Raw genomic sequence first — 17,546 nt, 5'->3', positions numbered from 1 at the left:
ATAAGGGGCATATAGCCCCTTATTTTATTTAATCAATAAGAATGAAATCTTATTTTTTGTCTGTTTTCATTTCGTGCATTGCTTGCGCATAAGTTTTTTCTGCAAGCTCAAAACGATCTGTAACATCTTTTGCAGGTGCTTTACCTAATAAACTTACTACAATAATTGAAAGCGTAGAAAGAATAAATCCAGGAACGATTTCGTATAAGCCTGTATCTGCAAAATAAGTTTTCCATGCAATTACAGTCACAGCACCCACAATCATACCAACAATTGCACCATTTAACGTCATACGTTTCCAGAACAATGAAAGAATAATGAGTGGACCGAATGCAGCACCAAAACCAGCCCAAGCATAAGCAACTAAGCCTAAAACTTTACTATCTGGGTTCATACCTAGGCAAATTGCAACAATTGCAATTAGGATTACCATTAAACGACCAACCCAAACTAATTCACTTTGAGATGCATTTTTACGGAAAAAGCCTTTGTACAAATCTTCAGTTAATGTTGTAGAACATACAAGTAATTGACAGCTTAGCGTACTCATTACAGCAGCTAAAATTGCCGCTAAAATGACACCTGCAATCCATGGGTTAAATAGAACTTTAGTCACTTCCATGAATACGATTTCAGGATTTGCATCTACCACTGCACCAAATTGTGGATTCGCGTGGAAATATGCAATACCGATATAACCTACAGCTACAGCACCACCTAGGCAAAGAATCATCCACGTCATACCAATACGGCGAGCAGCAGGGATTACTTTTACAGAGTCTGCCGCCATGAAACGTACAAGAATATGTGGTTGACCAAAGTAGCCCAAGCCCCAAGCCATTGACGATAAAATCGCAACTACGCTTAAGTTTGAAACGATGTTGTTTGCATGTGGACGTGCACTTTCAATAAGAACAGTAACGCTTTGTGCATGATCACCAATCGCAAGGTAAGTCACAATTGGAGCAAGTAATAATGCAAAAATCATCAAACCGGCTTGGAAGGTATCTGTCCAGCTAATTGCAAGGAAGCCACCAATACATACATAACTGATTGTTGCAATTGCACCAATCCATAATGCAGTTGTGTAGTCCCAACCAAATAGGCTTTCAAATAATCGAGCGCCAGCAACCATGCCTGAAGCACAGTAAATTGCGAAGAATACTAGAATTACAACGGCAGAGATTAAACGTAATATTTTTTTCGTATCGCCAAAACGACTAGTGAAATAGTCAGGGAGGGTTAAGGCATTATTTTGAATTTCAGTGTGCGTACGTAGGCGTCCTGCAACAAGTAACCAGTTGAGCCAAGCACCAACGACTAAGCCAACTGCAATCCATGCTTCAGATAAACCTGAAAGATAAATTGCACCTGGTAAGCCCATCAATAGCCATCCGCTCATGTCGGATGCACCTGCAGATAGAGCTGTTACTACGCTACCTAAGCTTCGTCCACCTAAAATATAGTCATCAAAATTTGTTGTGGCTTTATAGGCATATAGCCCAATACCAATCATAGCCACGATATAGAACATAAATGTTACTAATGTGGGATTCAGTTGGCTCATCATTTTGCCATCCTTTGTCAGTCCTAAAAGAATCATCTATCCAAGATGAATTTTTATGCATTTTTCGCAAGTTGCTGATTCAAGCATAAAGTTGAAATTACGCTCTGTAACAATTGAGTGGCTCTTGTATGTTGTTTATGCAACGAAATGTAATTTTGGTTACAAAACTTGCTGTGCTGTTGTGTTATTCATAAGAAGATAGGCTGTTTTATAAATCGCGTTAAAATATAATACTAAGAATGATAATTATTATTGGGGGTGAAACTCGAGCGATACTTTAAATTTGTTTGCTTTGCTGTATCTGGTTTTTTCTTATTCTCTATTTATTTAAGTTTATCTTCAGATGATCGAGAGGTTCATGGCTATTTAACAAAACTGGCTATGGTCTTCTGATGACATCAGAACAGTTAAAAAGAAAAGTAACATTGAATCTTTATTTTCATATGAACGTGAGCAGACAGAGCTTACAGCAATTGGTGTTTTTGCCCATCTTTTAGGAAAAATCGGGCTTATTCTATTGGTTCTAGGTGTTGTAGTGAGATTTATATAATGAATATAAATAAAATATTTAAAGAATTTTTTCTCTATGGCGGTTTAGGATGGGGAGTACCGTTTTTTTTATTTTACTCAATTTGGAGATGGATTGAATATAAGCCGTTAGCTTATGGTTTTAGTGTCTTTTTTGTTGTGAGTGTAATAGCGGGTTGCTTTGTAGGCTTGATAACTAAGATTTTAACTAAAGATGCCGAAGAGATAAAATTTGATTTTAAAATTTTTTACAAATCCATGTTGCTATTTGCTTTAGCAGTTTTTATTTATGGTGTAATTTTTAGATTTGTTCTTATGCCTAATGGTTTGGATAGATCTTTTGTTGGGACTATTATTTTACTTATTTTACTTCTAATTTCCTCAATAATTCAGAAAAAGATGATTATAAAAAAAGCCTCTATATAGAGGCTTTTTTATGTCAAAAGTTTAAAGAAAAAAATACATGATCTAGTTCTGTAAAGCATAATTGATGTTTAGTTATTGGTTTATGAAATAATTTCATTGGCTTGCATGGAAACTCCTAAATTATAGTGACTTCACCTGATTCATTTTGTTCATAAAAAATACTTATTTTTATGGGTTAGGCGGTATAAAAAATTAAAATATATACAAGGAAGTTATTTAATTATGAATCCGTTAAAAAAGTATCAAACGATTACAGTCACATTCCTCTTATTAATAGGAATTATTAATTATTTAGACCGTAGTGCTTTATCTATAGCAAATACATCAATTCAAGCCGATATGCAGATAAGTCCATCAGAAATGGGGATTTTATTGTCAGCCTTTTCTCTTGCATACGCCTTTGCACAACTTCCTTTAGGCTTAATTATCGATAGACTAGGCAGTAAAATCGCTTTAGGTGCTTCATTGGTTATTTGGTCTGTTGCACAAACAGCTACGGGGCTAGTGAACAGCTTTGCAGGATTTATGGGACTTCGTATTGCCTTAGGTTTAGGTGAAGCTCCGATGTTTCCATCTGCGGCAAAGGCTTTGTCAGAGTGGTTTGATGCGGAAAAACGAGGAACACCTACGGGTATCGTTTGGTCTTCTACCTGTATAGGACCATGTTTAGCTCCACCTGTATTAACCATTTTAATGATTAATTTTGGTTGGAGAGGAATGTTTATTATTACAGGTGTGGTTGGCATTCTAGTGGGTATATGTTGGTTTGCATTTTATAAGAGTAAAGCTGAATATTTAGCGCAATATCCAGAAGCTGGAACAAAGGCGATTACAGAATTTGTAAAAGTGAATGATGAATTAGCAAAACCGAGTGTATTTGCTAATTGGGTAGATTTATTCAAGCATAAAAGTACTTGGGGAGCAATTTTAGGATTCATGGGGGTCATTTATATGCTGTGGCTTCAATTGACTTGGTTGCCAGGTTATTTTGAACGTGAGCATGGTTTGAATCTTTATAAAACCGCATGGCTTGTATCTCTAGCTTATTTCTTTGGTGCAGTAGGTACATTAACGGCTGGACGATTATGTGATTGGTTGGTTTCAAAAGGTGTAAGTAATATTAATAGTCGTAAGAGTCTTGTGATTACAGGATTATTACTTGCAGCAATAGCAAGTTTACCTTTGGCGTTATCACCGAGTTTAACAACGTGTGTGGTTTTATTATGTATTGCTTTATTTAGTATCAATATGGCAAGTGCGACAGCATGGATGATTGTAAATACAATTGTTGAAACCAATCGTGTTGCCTCTTTTGGTTCTATACAAAACTTTGGTGGTTATATTGCTGGATCGATAGCACCTATTGTTACAGGGTATTGTATTGAATATACAGGATCATTCTCTATCGCATTTCTTATTTCATCTATTGTTGCTATTAGTTCTGCTTTAGCTTATTTCCTTCTGCTAAAGAATCCTATTCAGACACAATCTGCCTAATTTGCTTAAAAAAAAGCCTCCATAGTGGAGGCTTTTGTTTTTGATGAAAAGATAAAAAACTTATTTCAAGAAACGTTGATAACCTAAGTTATTGGTAATTTCATCATATGGATAAGTAATACTTTCTAATGTTTCAATTAAACCATCGGGATTTTGTTTCGCATCAGAAGCTTCTAAACCAACTAAAACGCGACCTTCCGCGGCACCGTGGTTACGGTAATGGAAAAGTGTAATGTTATGTGTTGGCCCTAAACGCTCTAAGAAAGTAAGTAGTGCACCTGGACGTTCAGGGAACTCTACACGGAATAAACGTTCATTTTCTAAATCTGCATGACCGCCAATTAAATAACGAATATGTAGCTTAGCAACTTCATCATCAGACAAATCATCTACATCAAATTGAAGTTTTAATGCTTCATAAATATCTTGGCGTTCTTTTTCACCAGCTTTAAGACTAATACCCACAAACACTTGTGCCGCTGTTGCATGGCTTGCACGGTAGTTAAACTCGGTAATATTACGGCCTTGTAAAGCACGGCAGAAATTCAGGAATGAGCCTTTTTCTTCAGGAATCGTCACTGCAAAAATGGCTTCTTTGCGTTCACCAAGCTCTGTACGTTCTGCAATATAGCGTAAACGGTCAAAGTTCATGTTTGCACCGCAAACAATAGAGACTAAGTTTTTGCCTTCTAAGCCATGTTCTGCAACGTATTTTTTAATACCTGCTAAAGCCATTGCACCTGATGGTTCAACAATGCTACGACATTCATCATAAGTATCTTTAATTGCAGCACAAATTTCATCTGTATTTACCAATACAACATTTGGCTCAACAATTGGCCCTGAGTTATCTGATTTTTGTAGGCGAATCACGTCAAATGGTTTTTCACCAATTTGTGCAACCGCTGTACCATCGGCAAATAAACCAACAGCAGGTAAAATTACACGTTCATTTGCTTCAAGTGCTGCTTTTAAACATGCAGATTCATCATATTCAACAGGAATGACTTTTACATGTGGTGCAACATCACCTAAGTAAGCTGCAACACCTGCAATTAAACCGCCACCGCCAACAGCAACGAATACATAATCTACATCACGCCATTGACGTAAAATTTCATTACCAATGGTGCCTTGTCCTGCCATAACGAGCTCATCGTCATACGGTGGAATAAAAGTCATACCATCTTCGGCTGCACGTGCAATTGCGTATTTATTGGCTACATCAAATGAATCGCCATGTAATACAACTTCACCACCTAAGCGTTTAACCGCTTGGACTTTAATGTCTGGTGTGGTTTTTGGCATCACGATAATGGCGCGAATTCCTAACTTTTGACCAGATAATGCCACGCCTTGTGCATGGTTACCTGCTGAAGCAGTAATAACGCCACGTTCTAACTGAGATTTCGGTAACTGACTAATACGGTTATAGGCACCGCGTAGCTTGAAAGAAAAGACAGGTTGTAAGTCTTCGCGCTTAAAGCGAATATTATTATTTAGCTTTTCACTAATTCGTGGCGCTGCTTCGAGTGGGGTTTCGATTGCAACATCGTATACGGTTGCTTGTAATATTTGTCGAACCAAACGAGACAGCATGTTAATTTTCCATCTAACAGTTTAAAATAGGCGCTTATTGTAACAAACCCAAATACATTTAGGCTGTAAAATCAGCAACAAATGTCGAAAATAGTTGAGTAATGTAATGAGTCTATATGCAACCCAAGATGAGAAAAAGCAAGCCGCGGCAAAAGCTGCTTTAAAACACTTACCAAAAGGTGGCATTTTAGGCGTTGGTACGGGTAGTACTGTTAATTTTTTAATTGATCTTTTACCTGAACTTCAATTAGAAGCAGCCGTTGCAAGTTCTGAAGCAACTGCACAACGTCTTAAAAAACTAGGTATTGAAGTTGTTGATATGAATAGCGTGGGCGGTTTAGATGCTTACGTAGATGGCGCAGATGAAATTGATCGGCACATGCATATGGTAAAAGGCGGTGGTGCTGCACTTACACGTGAAAAAATTGTGGCTTCAATTGCGAAGAAATTCGTGTGTATCGTAGATGATTCAAAATGGGTTGAACAATTAAGCCGTGAATTTCCACTTCCTGTAGAAGTAATTCCAATGGCGCGTTCTGCCGTAGCTCGCAAAATTGTTGCTTTAGGCGGTGACCCTGTATACCGTGAAGGCGTAGTGACAGATAACGGTAATGTTATTTTAGATGTTTATAATTTAAATATCTTAAATGCACTAGAGCTTGAAAGAACCTTAAATGATATTCCTGGTGTTGTATGTAACGGTATTTTTGCATTAAACAAAGCTGATATTGCGATTGTTGCAACAGATAACGGTATTGAAGAACGTACTGCAGTTTAATTTTAACTTATTAAAGAGATAATCTCCCTAAGTCCCTCTTAATAAAGAGGGACTTTTACTCCCTCCTTTACCAAAGGTGAGCAGCATTGCTGCGCAAGGGGGATTTAAATAAGAAAAGAACAAAAATGACATTATCTGATTTACCTGAAATTCAAATTACACGCAATATTCGATCTACACGGCTAAGACTTCGTGTTGAACCCACACGTATTCGTTTAACTGCCCCAGTTTTTTGCACAAAAAAGCAAATCCAAAATTTTATAGATCAGTCTGAAGCTTGGTTGCTTAAAACATGGCAAGCACAACAACAAAATATTGTTCATGTAGATAGAGCTCGACCTACAGAAATTCAATTATTTAATTTAACTCAGCCAATTCAAATTGAATATTTAACGCAGAAAAATAATTTTATTTTTGATGTTGAAAATATGATTTTAAAGATAAGTGATCGCACACCTGAAAAGTATTTAAAAGCTTTTGTTATTGAATATGCCAAAGAACAACTACCGAAGTATTTAAATAGCGTAAGTGCGGAAATAGGGCTTAAATTTACTGAATGCAGTATTAGACAACCAAAGACAAGATGGGGAAGTTGTTCAGCACAACAAAAAATTATGCTGAACAGTGCTTTGGTTTTATATAGCAAAGACGTTGTACGTTATGTCTGTGTTCATGAACTTGCGCATACGGTTCATTTTAACCATAGTGCGCATTTTTGGCAGTTGGTACATAAGCACGATGTAGATTTTCAACAAAATCAAAACGTATTGAAGAAAATGCCAACGCCGTATTGGTGGAATAGTATTTAAGTTTTATACATTCGTTAGATTTTTTACTCCTCTAACTTCTTTTCAACTTCTTCACTCGTAATCGCATCTTTAAATAAAAAGCCTTGTCCCTGAGGGCAACCCATTTTTATGAGCATATCGAGTTGTTTTTGGTTCTCAATGCCTTCAGCAATAACATTCATGCCTAAAAGAGGTCCTAATTTCACAATACCTTCGACAATTGCGGCAATAGGTTTTTTCTCAACAATTTTAGAAATAAAGCTATAGTCTATTTTAATACTGTCTACGGGCAGGTCACGTAAATGCGTTAAAGATGAATGACCTGTACCAAAATCATCAAGTGAAATAAGAATTCCTGCTTCTTGCAGTTTTTTGAGTGCACGAATTACGTAACCTGCACTACGATCTGAAAATAAATGTTCTGTGATTTCTATTTCAATATGCTGAGGGGAAATGTCTGCATCTTGAATGCGTTGCAGTAGTGTTTCTGCGTAATTATCTCTAAAAAACTCCACAGGCGATGCATTAATAGCAACAGGAATAATTTTTTTACCTGATGATTGCCATTTTTTAATATCGGCAAAAATTTTATTTTGCATATTTGCGCTAATTTTGGTCGATAGCTCAAAATCATCAAAAGCTTCGGTAATTGTTTCGGGACTAAAGATTGTTTTTGTTTCGGGACAATACCAGCGTAGTAAAGCTTCCAAGCCAATCACTTTTAACGTCGATAGCTCAATTTTAGGTTGATAATACGGTGTAATTGTATTTTCACGAAGAATACGCCGTGCCGTTTCTATTTGAATGGCTTTATTACGCGTGATATTAAACATATTTTCGTTAAAATATTGTATTCCGCCACGACCACGTGTTTTTAGGTCACTTAGTGCTGTATCTGCACATTGCAATAAGTTTGAAAAGTTATCTGCATCTTGTGGGAAAATGGCAGATCCAATACTCATGCTGCTACTCAGCATTTTACCGTTATAGTCATAAGGTTCATTCATCAAATTGAGTATTTTGTTTCCAATATGGCTAAAAGTATCAATATCTTGTATGCCGTAATAAACAACTGCAAATTCGTCACTGCCTAGTCGAGCAAGAATGCTTTGATCTTGGAATTCTTTTTTTAATCTTTTAGCAAAACTTTTAAGGATAAAATCACCTGCTGTGTAACCTTGGGTATCATTAATATTTTTAAAATGATCTAAACCGATAAGAAATAATCCAATATGCCCATAGCTGTTTTTATTACTTTTAAAGAGACTTTGTACATTGGCTTTTAAACCATATCGATTGAGTAAACCTGTAAGTTCATCTGTCTCATTCGAAATGCGTAATGCATTTTTAACTTGGTTGCTCATTTCCTTTTGAGTCTTGAGCTGCATTAATATATCTTTATGAGATTGATAATGTTCTTGTACGTTAATTAGCGTAATAAACCAATCTAGCGTTTTAGAATCATTTAAGTTTGCTTTGGCTTGTATAAGAAACCATTGATATTCATTGTTGTTATTTTTAATTCGATATTGTTGTTGAATGCTTTCAGGTCGAGGTATTTTACTATTAAGTAATTCACTAAATTTAACAGCATCTTCAGGATGAAATGCTTCTAAAACATCTTGAAGCTTTAGATCTGACTTTTCTTGCTTTAAAAATTTTCGAAATTCTTGATTTATATGGATATTATTGGATTTGATAATCAAGGCGAAATTAGGCATTTGATCTAATATATGCAAGCTTTGCTCTGAAGTAGAGTAATGAATAGGCGGTAGCGTTGTTTGGGGATCTGTGTTGCTTTGATCTATTGTTTTATTTGGTGTACGCACTATGTTTCGACCCTATTCGAAGTACTTGTGAAACTAAAGAGTTCCACGTATAAAATTTAGTATTTTTAATCATTAAGTTTATATTTAAATATGACTTGTTTAGCATTGTATAAGTCTTGAACTTATTCATAATCATGTAAAATAATGATGCTTAATATACACAAAATTTGTATATTTGGCTTTTAAATTCTCGTGAAAAATTATGTGAATCACATAAGGACAATGCTATAAAAGAGTTAAAAAATCAACAAACTCGTTCAAAATTGTTCAGAAAGTTTTTAAACCCTGCCATACTAAGCAACGAACATATCAATAATTTATTTAAATTGAGGTAGCTAGCGTGATTTCTGTCGGGATTGTTGGTGGAACAGGTTATACAGGCGTTGAATTATTACGTCTTTTATTGCGTCATCCAAATGTGCAGGTCACTGTTTTAACGTCTCGTACTGAAGCTGGTCGCCGTGTAGATGACATGTTCCCAAGTTTACGTGGGCAAACAGAGCTTAAATATTCAGATTTAGACATTCAAGAATTAAAAAAATGCGATGTTGTTTTCTTTGCAACGCCACATGGTGTAGCAATGAAACATGCAGAAGATCTTTTGGCTGCAAATACTAAGGTCATTGACCTTGCAGCAGACTTTAGATTGCAAGATTTAGCTCAATTTGAAAAATGGTATGGTTTAGAACATGCATGTCCAGATGTGTTAAAAGCATCTGCCTATGGTTTGTCTGAATTAAACCGTGAGAAAATTAAACAAGCGAATGTAATTGGTAACCCAGGTTGTTACCCAACAACGGTTCAATTGGGTTTAGCGCCTGTATTAAAAGCAACTGAAGCTTTAGTGAAACCTGAAAGTATTATTATCGATGCTAAATCGGGTGTGTCTGGTGCAGGGCGTAAAGCAAGCTTAGGCATGATCTATTCTGAAAATGCAGATAACTTTAAAGCTTATGGCGTTGCAGGTCACCGTCATCATCCTGAAATTGTAGAAGCTTTGGAAAATATTTCAGGGCAAAAAGGTGTGTTTGATCATATTCTCTTTGTTCCGCATTTAGTTCCAATGATTCGCGGAATGTTCAGTACCATTTATATTGATTTAACAGAAGCAGGTCAAACAGCAGATTTACAAAGTTTGTATGAGCAGTTCTACGCCAATGAACAATTTGTAGATGTAATGCCTGCAGGAAGCTCACCTGAAACTCGTTCTGTACGTGGTGCGAATCAATTACGTATTGCACTATACAAACCTCATCCACAAAAACTAGTGATTTTGGTTGTACAAGATAACTTAGTGAAAGGTGCAGCAGGTCAGGCTGTTCAAAATATGAACTTAATGTTTAACTTTGCTGAAAATGCAGGTTTAGATGTTATTGGGTTATTACCATAAGTAACGCTTTTCAACTACACAGACGGCATTTTTTCGAATTAAATCTGTGCTTTGAAAAACATTTTAAAAGAGATGACGATGAGCAACATTGAATCTAAGACTGAAGAAAAACAATTAAAGTCAAATAAACTGCATTTACAAGGCAATATGCCACTTGTTGTCGGTGCTGCGGTATTGATTTTAGGCAGTGGCTTTTTAGGCTATAGCGTTGGGCATCGTCAAGGTTTAACAGTGTCTGGTTATGATGCGGATGCTCAACAGCTTGTAGAAGTGGTAGGGTTACAAAAAGATCGCTTAGAAACCTTAAATAAATCATTGAATGCTGCTGTTCAGGAACGTGATGTTGCTGTGAGTAACTCAAATGATTTATTTGCTGCTGTTACTCAAGCAAAGGCCGATAAAGTTCAATCGGATGGTATGTTAACAATTTACCGTGAAGTATTAAGACAACGTGGTGGATTAAGCCTGACCGTTCAAAACTTAGGTGTTAAGCCATTGGCTGATAACTCATATGAATATCAGCTCGATTTAGTTCAAGTCAGCCCATCTAAAAGTATGACGTCTGGGAATGTAGAATTGCGTGTTATTCGAGGTTCTGAAGTACTTGTGATTCCAATGGAAAAAGCAAACTTTAACTTTGATAACTTCGAGCGTTTAACAGGACGTTGGACATTACCTAAAGGTTTTACACCGCAGTTCATTGAAGCGCGTATTACTGGTACAGGGTTGGCACCTATTATTAAACGTTTTAGTTGGGTAAGAGGAAAACCTGTAGATGCTGTATCAACGTCTATAGCAGATATTCCACAAGTCAAAGCAACTGCTCAATAGTGTATTCAAATTAAATATGAGTAATTTAAAGCGTCAACTGTGTTTGACTGAAATTAAGAATGGATTCTCTCAATCGGGCTTAATCGATTGGCACTTAGATATTCGTACGAATATGCAAGATGGGAATTATGAGGAAGAAGGCGATACAGTTGTGCAAACTGCACCGCCCGAATTTAAACGTCCGCCAATGTATGTTGTACTTCTTTTGAATGACGATTACACACCAATGGACTTTGTTATTGAAATTTTACAAGAAAAATTCGCAATGAATCTTGACCAAGCTACTCAAGTAATGCTAACTGTACATTACGAAGGTAAAGGTGTTGCTGGCGTCTATCCAAGAGACATTGCGGAAACAAAAGCGAACCAAGTCAATAATTACGCTCGATCACAAGGTCATCCTTTACTTTGTCAGATAGAGCCTAAAAATTAAGGGGATCACATGCTAAGTCGACAACTAGAAGTATCATTACGTTTGGCTGTTAGCATGGCTCGTCAAAAGAGACATGAGTTTCTGACAGTTGAACATTTGTTATTGGCATTATTAGATAACGATTCTGCGGTAAATGCTCTAAAAGCATGTGGTGCAGATATTATTGTACTGCGTAAAGAACTAGAAGAATTTGCAGAACAAAACACGCCTAAATTATCTGAAGATAGTGACTTAGCACCGCATCCGACAGAAAGTTTTGATCGTATTTTACAACGTGCAATTTTTCATGTTCAGTCGAGTGGTGGAGATCGTACCGTTGAGGGTGCCGATGTTCTTGTTGCTATGTACTCAGAACGCGATACTTTTGCGGTATATCTATTAAAACGTCATCAAATTAACCGTCTTACATTAACGCAGTATCTTTCTCATGGTGCACATAAACAAGAAGAGCATGCAGAGGAAGAAGTCGAAGATTTAGATGGTGAACAACTATCATCTTCTAATGCAGGGCCTTTAGAGCTATATACGGTTAACTTAAACCAAGAAGCGCAAAAGGGTAAAACTGATCCTTTAATTGGTCGTGAAAAGGAAATTGAACGTGCAGCGCAAATTTTATGTCGTCGCCGTAAGAACAATCCTTTGCTTGTTGGTGACCCAGGTGTAGGAAAAACTTCGATTGCAGAAGGTTTGGCTTGGTTAATTGTGAATGGTAAAGCACCAAAGCCTTTAGAAAATGCAGAAGTCTTTAGTTTAGATATTGGTGCATTGGTTGCAGGAACAAAATATCGTGGTGATTTTGAAAAGCGTTTAAAACAATTATTAAATGCTTTAAAGAAAAAACCAGAAGCAATTTTGTTTATTGATGAAATTCACATGATTATTGGTGCAGGCTCTAGTATGGGCAGCACAATGGATGCATCAAACTTAATTAAGCCTGCGCTATCTAATGGTAGTTTACGTTGCATTGGTTCAACAACATTCCAAGAATATCGCCAAGTTTTTGAAAAAGATCATGCATTGTCGCGTCGTTTCCAAAAAATTGATGTGAATGAACCTTCTATTTCAGAAACCATTGATATTCTACGTGGCTTGAAATCTAAGTTTGAAGAATTCCATCACGTTAAATATGATGATAGAGCATTAGTAACGGCTGTAGAGCTTTCTGCCAAATTCATCAATGATCGTTTCTTGCCTGATAAAGCCATTGATGTGATTGATGAAGCAGGTGCGCAACGTCGTTTAAAAGCAGAACAAGACGATACTTTAATTACTGTAGAAAACGTAGAAGATATTGTGTCTAAAATTGCACGTATCCCTGCAAAAACAGTATCTAAAGATGATAAGACTGTATTGGGTAATCTTGAGCGTGATCTTAAACGCGTTGTGTTTGGTCAAGATGATGCCATTGTTGCACTCGCATCTGCCATCAAGCTTTCTCGTGCGGGCTTAAAAGCACCAGATAAGCCTGTAGGTAGCTTTGTCTTTGCAGGCCCAACAGGTGTAGGTAAAACAGAAGTTACTAAACAGCTTGCGAAGTTGTTAGGTGTAGAGCTTGTACGTTTCGATATGTCTGAATATATGGAACGTCACGCCGTATCTCGTTTAATTGGTGCGCCTCCGGGTTATGTTGGATTTGACCAAGGTGGTTTGCTAACAGATGCGATTCATAAAAATCCGCATTGTGTATTATTGCTTGATGAAATTGAGAAAGCACATCCAGATGTGTTTAATCTATTACTGCAAATTATGGATCATGGCTCATTAACCGATAATAATGGTCGTAAGTCAGATTTCCGTAATGTTGTTCTTGTTTTAACAACAAATATTGGTGCAGAGAGTATTTCACGTACGAATATTGGTTTCATGGAACAAGACAATAGTAATGACAATCAAGATGGAATGAAAAAAGCATTCTCGCCTGAATTCCGTAACCGTTTAGACAGCGTTATTCAGTTTAAAGCATTGCCAACAACTGTTATTGAAAACGTAGTAGATAAATTCCTTACAGAGCTTCAAGCGCAACTTGATGAGAAAAAAGTGATACTTGAAGTTGGGAAAGCTGCACGTGCTTGGTTAGCTGAAAATGGTTATGACCGTTTAATGGGTGCAAGACCGATGCAACGTCTTATCCAAGAGCATTTGAAAAAGCCTTTAGCTGAAATGATTTTGTTTGGTGAATTGGCCGAAAATGGCGGTAATGTTTCAGTTACGGTTAAAAAAGAAAAAGGCAAAGCAGTTGGTTTGAAACTAGCTGTTTTTGAAGATGAAACAGCAGAACCTGCTTAAAATCTATAAATGATGAAAATAACTCGTGTCAGCACGGGTTATTTTTTTATTAGAACCTTAAAAGTCGTTGTTGTGAGTAGATTGATGGATATTCAGATCACAAAGATAATCACTACATTTTTTTTGTTTTTTATTACCGCTATTGCTGAAATACTCGGATGCTATTTCCCGTATTTAATTTTGAATCAAGGGAAAAGCCATTGGTTGTGGATTCCAACGCTATTCAGTCTCGCCGTGTTTGTTTGGTTATTGACCTTGCATCCTGCCGCTTCGGGTCGAATTTATGCTGCTTATGGTGGGATTTATATTTTTACCGCACTCATGTGGCTTAAATATGTAGATCAAGTGAGTTTAAGCCGTTGGGATATAATGGGCGGATTAGTGGTGATTATTGGCGCTGCAATGATTATCTTACAGCCACAAGGGCTTATTCGCTAAATCTTAAGTCAATGAAAGATAAAAAGGATGCATATATACATCCTTTTTTATCATCACACGAGCAAAATTAAAGTGCGTGTTTTAAGTCTTTTCTATGCTGTTTCACTTGTTTTGCGTAGCGTTTGCCTTGTTTCTTCATTTGTCGGTTGGTGTTATAGCCTGTTGGCCCAACATTATAATAAGCCAGAGCTTTAGGCATACTTCCTGCTGATGCTTCATATTTTTTTAGAATATAAGTACCACAATTTACATTGGCTGTTTCATCAAATAAATCACCTGGGCAAGTTTGTTGCCAAAAGCGAGGAATTATTTGAGTTAAACCCACTGCGCTTGCATTTGAAACCACAGTAGGACGATAAGAAGATTCTTGGCGAATAAGGGCCGCAATAAGGAGGGGATCCATATCGTAGCGATCTGCTGTCGCCACAATAATAGGCGATACACGATTTGCCGTAGTTGGATTTACAGAATATGCGCGTTGAATACCAGCAGATAATTTTGTGGCACGTTTTTCTACAGAGCCCATACCTAAAGATGAACACCCTGTAAATAAAAGCGCAGTAATAGAAATTCCTGCAATTTTGAAAATATCAGATTTTGTTATTTTACGAATAAAATTAACGCTTTTTAAAGTCAACAAAATACAAACCAACTCAGACAAAATATTGCATCGAATATAAGTAAAGCATGCATTAAGCGTCAAGAGTATATTCGCAACGATTTTATAGCGTTTGTTTACAGGAATTTTACTAAAATAGGATTCATACAAATTAACATCCTTTTTTAAAAGGCATATAATTCATATCATGATGATTTGTGATTGAATAACCAATGACACCTGCATGTAAGATCTTAAAATCAAACAAAATTGAATATAGTATTCATGAGTATGAACATGACCAAAATGCCAAAAGTTTTGGTTTAGAAGCTGCCGAAAAATTGAGGCTAGATGTAAACGAAGTTTTTAAAACTTTAATGGTGACCGATGATAAAGCCTATTTTGTTGCGGTATTACCTGTGAATCATCAACTAAATTTAAAGAAAGTTGCGAGTGCGTTGGGGTGTAAAAAACTGCATATGGCAGACCCGAAAGATGCAGAACGTTTAACAGGATATTTGGTCGGTGGGATTAGTCCCGTAGGGCAGAAAAAACGCTTAAAAACAGTGATTGATTCCACGGCAGAAACTTTAAATAAAATGTATGTAAGTGGCGGAAAGCGTGGTCTAGATATTGGTTTAAATCCGCAAGATTTAGCAAAAGTATTAGGTGCAACCTTTGCAGAAATTCTAGATGTATAACCAATGAAAGTAGGGGAATAAGGCTTAGTTTGATTGTAATCAATTAAGCCTTTTATTTGATTAAATATTAGCTCTTATTTAGTTGAACTTTAAAGTAATTTACGGTTGATAGAAAATCCTCGGGGATATATCTCGTGAAATTGTGATATTGGTTAGTTTTATTACATAAAAAATCTATTGTTTACCCTTTAAAAGAGCACTAATTATAATGAACCTAACAAAATAGCCTAAGCAATTTTAAAAATATATAACCATTAAATTCCCAAAAAATAGAAAGATAGCAGCGTTTTTCAAAATGAAATAAAGAGAGGTAATAAGCTCTAAAAGAGAAAAGGAAGTATTGATAGTGTTGTTATAAATAGCCTAAGCAGGAAATATTTTTTGAAAGAAATCGCACCAAATATCAACTATAATTAAAATCAATTTAATTTTCTTAGACCTATTTAAATCATGATACTAAATTATGAATTTCATAAAAACCCAAAAACAAATGAGTCTGAAACAATTGTATTTATACATGGTTTATTTGGAAGTTTAAGTAATTTGGGAATGCTAGCAAGGGCATTTTTAGAAACACATCATGTTGTTCAAATAGATGTTCGTAATCATGGTAAGTCTGAACATTCAAGTGAAATGAATTATGTCTTAATGGCTCAAGATGTTTTAGAAACATTAGATCATTTAGCCGTTCATAACTTTAATGTTGTAGGGCATTCTATGGGCGGAAAAATTGCCATGAAATTGGCAGATTTTGCAAAAGATCGTCTTCAAAAATTAATTGTGTTAGATATGACACCTTTCGCATATCAAGAAAGTCATCATGATTCTGTTTTTAAAGCTTTAATGGCTGTTGAAAATGCTCATATTTCTTCACGACCAGAAGCTTTGCTTATTATGCGTGAAATTTTATCTGAAGAAATGGTGATTCAATTTTTAATGAAATCTTTTAATAAGGGTAAATTCTTATTTAATGTAAATACATTATATGAGCATTATTCTGAAATTCTTGCATGGGAAAATATCTGCTGTGAAACTTCAGCTCTGTTTATTCGTGGTGGCGCATCACCTTATCTGAAAAAAGACATCCATGTTGAAGCTGTTCAGCAACAATTTCCAAATGCTAAAATTGAAACTGTTGACGGCGCAGGGCACTGGCTACACGCTGAAAAAACAGCTGAAGTTTTAGTTTTAATAAAATCATTCTTAAATTAAGAATGATTTTATTTTGCTATATATTTGAAATTACAAGCTTATAAGCTTTAATTAATATTTATGCATAACCCTAACGGTTATAAAAAGTGTAGTTATGGGTTTGTATATTGAGGCAATACTAGGTATTATTGATAATAATTATCATTTGCAATAATACCATATGCCTAATTCCGTAGAATCTCTGTATAGACACCATCATGACTGGTTACATGATTGGCTATCTCGTAGATTACAACAAGATGCTTTGGCTGCAGATTTAGCGCATGATACTTTTATCAAAATTATTCAACATTATGATCGTTACAGCTATGACCATCCTCGGGCATTACTCACTACAATTGCTAGAAATTTAGCGAATAAATGGTGGCAACGCAAAAATATAGAACAAGCCTATCAAGAAAGCCTTTCTTTAATGGATGTTGAAAGTCATCCATCTCCAGAACAAGAGTTAATTGTGATTCAAGCATTATTAGAGCTAACGCAGTTGCTCAATAACCTCGATGATAGAACAAAGAATGTTTTTATTTTATGGAAGATTGAGGGGGCTAACGTATTCATCTATTGCTGAAAAACTTGATGTTTCATTAATTACGGTAAAACGAGATATTAAAAAAATATTGCTCAGTTGTATGCATGTTTTTGAAG

Annotated in this window: 16 protein-coding genes; 12 read left to right on the top strand and 4 right to left on the bottom strand. The window is 35.9% G+C overall.

Annotated features, from left to right (window positions below; all coding sequences use genetic code 11):
- Positions 1-49: 49 nt before the first annotated feature.
- Positions 50-1,567 carry a sodium/proline symporter PutP gene (gene putP / locus A6M14_RS01240; RefSeq protein WP_152873009.1) on the bottom strand — a complete coding sequence of 506 codons (1,518 nt, stop codon included), beginning with the start codon at positions 1,565-1,567 and terminating at the stop codon, positions 50-52.
- Between the two features lie 549 nt (positions 1,568-2,116).
- On the opposite strand from putP, the gene A6M14_RS01235 reads away from it, so the two are divergent.
- Both A6M14_RS01235 and A6M14_RS01230 read left to right on the top strand, forming a co-directional pair.
- Positions 2,117-2,521: a hypothetical protein gene (locus A6M14_RS01235; protein WP_152872973.1), complete on the top strand. Its 405-nt coding sequence runs from the start codon at positions 2,117-2,119 to the stop codon at positions 2,519-2,521.
- 222 nt (positions 2,522-2,743) lie between these two features.
- Positions 2,744-4,018: an MFS transporter gene (locus A6M14_RS01230; RefSeq protein ID WP_152872971.1), complete on the top strand. Its 1,275-nt coding sequence runs from the start codon at positions 2,744-2,746 to the stop codon at positions 4,016-4,018.
- A gap of 60 nt (positions 4,019-4,078) precedes the next feature.
- Here A6M14_RS01230 and ilvA read toward each other — a convergent pair whose 3' ends face one another.
- Positions 4,079-5,617: a threonine ammonia-lyase, biosynthetic gene (ilvA, locus tag A6M14_RS01225; protein WP_152872969.1), complete on the bottom strand. Its 1,539-nt coding sequence runs from the start codon at positions 5,615-5,617 to the stop codon at positions 4,079-4,081.
- 106 nt (positions 5,618-5,723) lie between these two features.
- On the opposite strand from ilvA, the gene rpiA reads away from it, so the two are divergent.
- Both rpiA and A6M14_RS01215 read left to right on the top strand, forming a co-directional pair.
- Positions 5,724-6,395: a ribose-5-phosphate isomerase RpiA gene (rpiA, locus tag A6M14_RS01220; RefSeq protein ID WP_152872967.1), complete on the top strand. Its 672-nt coding sequence runs from the start codon at positions 5,724-5,726 to the stop codon at positions 6,393-6,395.
- A 125-nt stretch (positions 6,396-6,520) separates the two neighbouring features.
- The gene (locus tag A6M14_RS01215; protein ID WP_152872965.1) at positions 6,521-7,204 is read left to right on the top strand and encodes a M48 family metallopeptidase; all 684 of its coding nucleotides are present in this window, start codon (positions 6,521-6,523) and stop codon (positions 7,202-7,204) included.
- Positions 7,205-7,227: 23 nt separating this feature from the next.
- Here the strand turns inward: A6M14_RS01215 and A6M14_RS01210 are convergent, their stop codons facing one another.
- The gene (locus tag A6M14_RS01210) at positions 7,228-9,012 is read right to left on the bottom strand and encodes a bifunctional diguanylate cyclase/phosphodiesterase (protein WP_152872963.1); all 1,785 of its coding nucleotides are present in this window, start codon (positions 9,010-9,012) and stop codon (positions 7,228-7,230) included.
- Between the two features lie 340 nt (positions 9,013-9,352).
- On the opposite strand from A6M14_RS01210, the gene argC reads away from it, so the two are divergent.
- From argC to A6M14_RS01185, 5 genes are all read left to right on the top strand, one after another.
- Positions 9,353-10,402 (top strand): N-acetyl-gamma-glutamyl-phosphate reductase, encoded by a 1,050-nt coding sequence (gene argC / locus A6M14_RS01205; RefSeq protein ID WP_188110830.1) that lies wholly within the window; start codon positions 9,353-9,355, stop codon positions 10,400-10,402.
- A gap of 78 nt (positions 10,403-10,480) precedes the next feature.
- Positions 10,481-11,233: a DUF6776 family protein gene (locus A6M14_RS01200; protein ID WP_152872961.1), complete on the top strand. Its 753-nt coding sequence runs from the start codon at positions 10,481-10,483 to the stop codon at positions 11,231-11,233.
- 16 nt (positions 11,234-11,249) lie between these two features.
- On the top strand, positions 11,250-11,666 hold the full coding sequence (gene clpS / locus A6M14_RS01195) for an ATP-dependent Clp protease adapter ClpS (RefSeq protein ID WP_152872959.1): 417 nt from the start codon (positions 11,250-11,252) through the stop codon (positions 11,664-11,666).
- 9 nt (positions 11,667-11,675) lie between these two features.
- Positions 11,676-13,952, top strand: a complete 2,277-nt coding sequence (gene clpA, locus A6M14_RS01190) for an ATP-dependent Clp protease ATP-binding subunit ClpA (RefSeq protein ID WP_152872957.1) — start codon at positions 11,676-11,678, stop codon at positions 13,950-13,952.
- A gap of 84 nt (positions 13,953-14,036) precedes the next feature.
- Positions 14,037-14,390 (top strand): YnfA family protein, encoded by a 354-nt coding sequence (locus A6M14_RS01185; protein ID WP_152872955.1) that lies wholly within the window; start codon positions 14,037-14,039, stop codon positions 14,388-14,390.
- A gap of 67 nt (positions 14,391-14,457) precedes the next feature.
- Here the strand turns inward: A6M14_RS01185 and A6M14_RS01180 are convergent, their stop codons facing one another.
- A complete protein-coding gene (locus A6M14_RS01180) occupies positions 14,458-14,916 on the bottom strand; it encodes a lytic transglycosylase domain-containing protein (protein ID WP_152873007.1) in 459 nt (152 codons plus the stop codon).
- Between the two features lie 305 nt (positions 14,917-15,221).
- Between A6M14_RS01180 and ybaK the strand changes: the two genes are divergently transcribed.
- The 3 genes from ybaK to A6M14_RS01165 all read left to right on the top strand — a co-directional run bounded on the left by ybaK (position 15,222) and on the right by A6M14_RS01165 (position 17,469).
- Complete coding sequence (gene ybaK, locus A6M14_RS01175; RefSeq protein ID WP_152872953.1) at positions 15,222-15,689, top strand: Cys-tRNA(Pro) deacylase; 468 nt, start codon at positions 15,222-15,224, stop codon at positions 15,687-15,689.
- Between the two features lie 450 nt (positions 15,690-16,139).
- A complete protein-coding gene (locus tag A6M14_RS01170; RefSeq protein WP_152872951.1) occupies positions 16,140-16,901 on the top strand; it encodes an alpha/beta fold hydrolase in 762 nt (253 codons plus the stop codon).
- Positions 16,902-17,061: 160 nt separating this feature from the next.
- Positions 17,062-17,469, top strand: coding sequence for a sigma-70 family RNA polymerase sigma factor (locus tag A6M14_RS01165; RefSeq protein ID WP_152872949.1), 408 nt, complete (start codon positions 17,062-17,064; stop codon positions 17,467-17,469).
- The last annotated feature ends 77 nt before the right edge of the window (positions 17,470-17,546 follow it).

Source organism: Acinetobacter portensis (assembly GCF_009372215.1).
Classification (GTDB): Bacteria; Pseudomonadota; Gammaproteobacteria; order Pseudomonadales; family Moraxellaceae; genus Acinetobacter; species Acinetobacter portensis.
Note: the sequence above shows the minus strand (reverse complement) of the source record. Positions and strands in the feature narration are given on the sequence as shown.

Bases quoted from the DNA above. Each gene is read 5' to 3' on its own strand.
- putP (WP_152873009.1), bottom strand. From the start codon at position 1,567: ATGAGCCAACTGAATCCCACATTAGTAACATTTATGTTCTATATCGTG.
- A6M14_RS01235 (WP_152872973.1), top strand. From the start codon at position 2,117: ATGAATATAAATAAAATATTTAAAGAATTTTTTCTCTATGGCGGTTTA.
- A6M14_RS01230 (WP_152872971.1), top strand. From the start codon at position 2,744: ATGAATCCGTTAAAAAAGTATCAAACGATTACAGTCACATTCCTCTTA.
- ilvA (WP_152872969.1), bottom strand. From the start codon at position 5,617: ATGCTGTCTCGTTTGGTTCGACAAATATTACAAGCAACCGTATACGAT.
- rpiA (WP_152872967.1), top strand. From the start codon at position 5,724: ATGAGTCTATATGCAACCCAAGATGAGAAAAAGCAAGCCGCGGCAAAA.
- A6M14_RS01215 (WP_152872965.1), top strand. From the start codon at position 6,521: ATGACATTATCTGATTTACCTGAAATTCAAATTACACGCAATATTCGA.
- A6M14_RS01200 (WP_152872961.1), top strand. From the start codon at position 10,481: ATGAGCAACATTGAATCTAAGACTGAAGAAAAACAATTAAAGTCAAAT.
- clpS (WP_152872959.1), top strand. From the start codon at position 11,250: ATGAGTAATTTAAAGCGTCAACTGTGTTTGACTGAAATTAAGAATGGA.
- clpA (WP_152872957.1), top strand. From the start codon at position 11,676: ATGCTAAGTCGACAACTAGAAGTATCATTACGTTTGGCTGTTAGCATG.
- A6M14_RS01185 (WP_152872955.1), top strand. From the start codon at position 14,037: ATGGATATTCAGATCACAAAGATAATCACTACATTTTTTTTGTTTTTT.
- A6M14_RS01180 (WP_152873007.1), bottom strand. From the start codon at position 14,916: ATGGGCTCTGTAGAAAAACGTGCCACAAAATTATCTGCTGGTATTCAA.
- ybaK (WP_152872953.1), top strand. From the start codon at position 15,222: ATGACACCTGCATGTAAGATCTTAAAATCAAACAAAATTGAATATAGT.
- A6M14_RS01170 (WP_152872951.1), top strand. From the start codon at position 16,140: ATGATACTAAATTATGAATTTCATAAAAACCCAAAAACAAATGAGTCT.
- A6M14_RS01165 (WP_152872949.1), top strand. From the start codon at position 17,062: ATGCCTAATTCCGTAGAATCTCTGTATAGACACCATCATGACTGGTTA.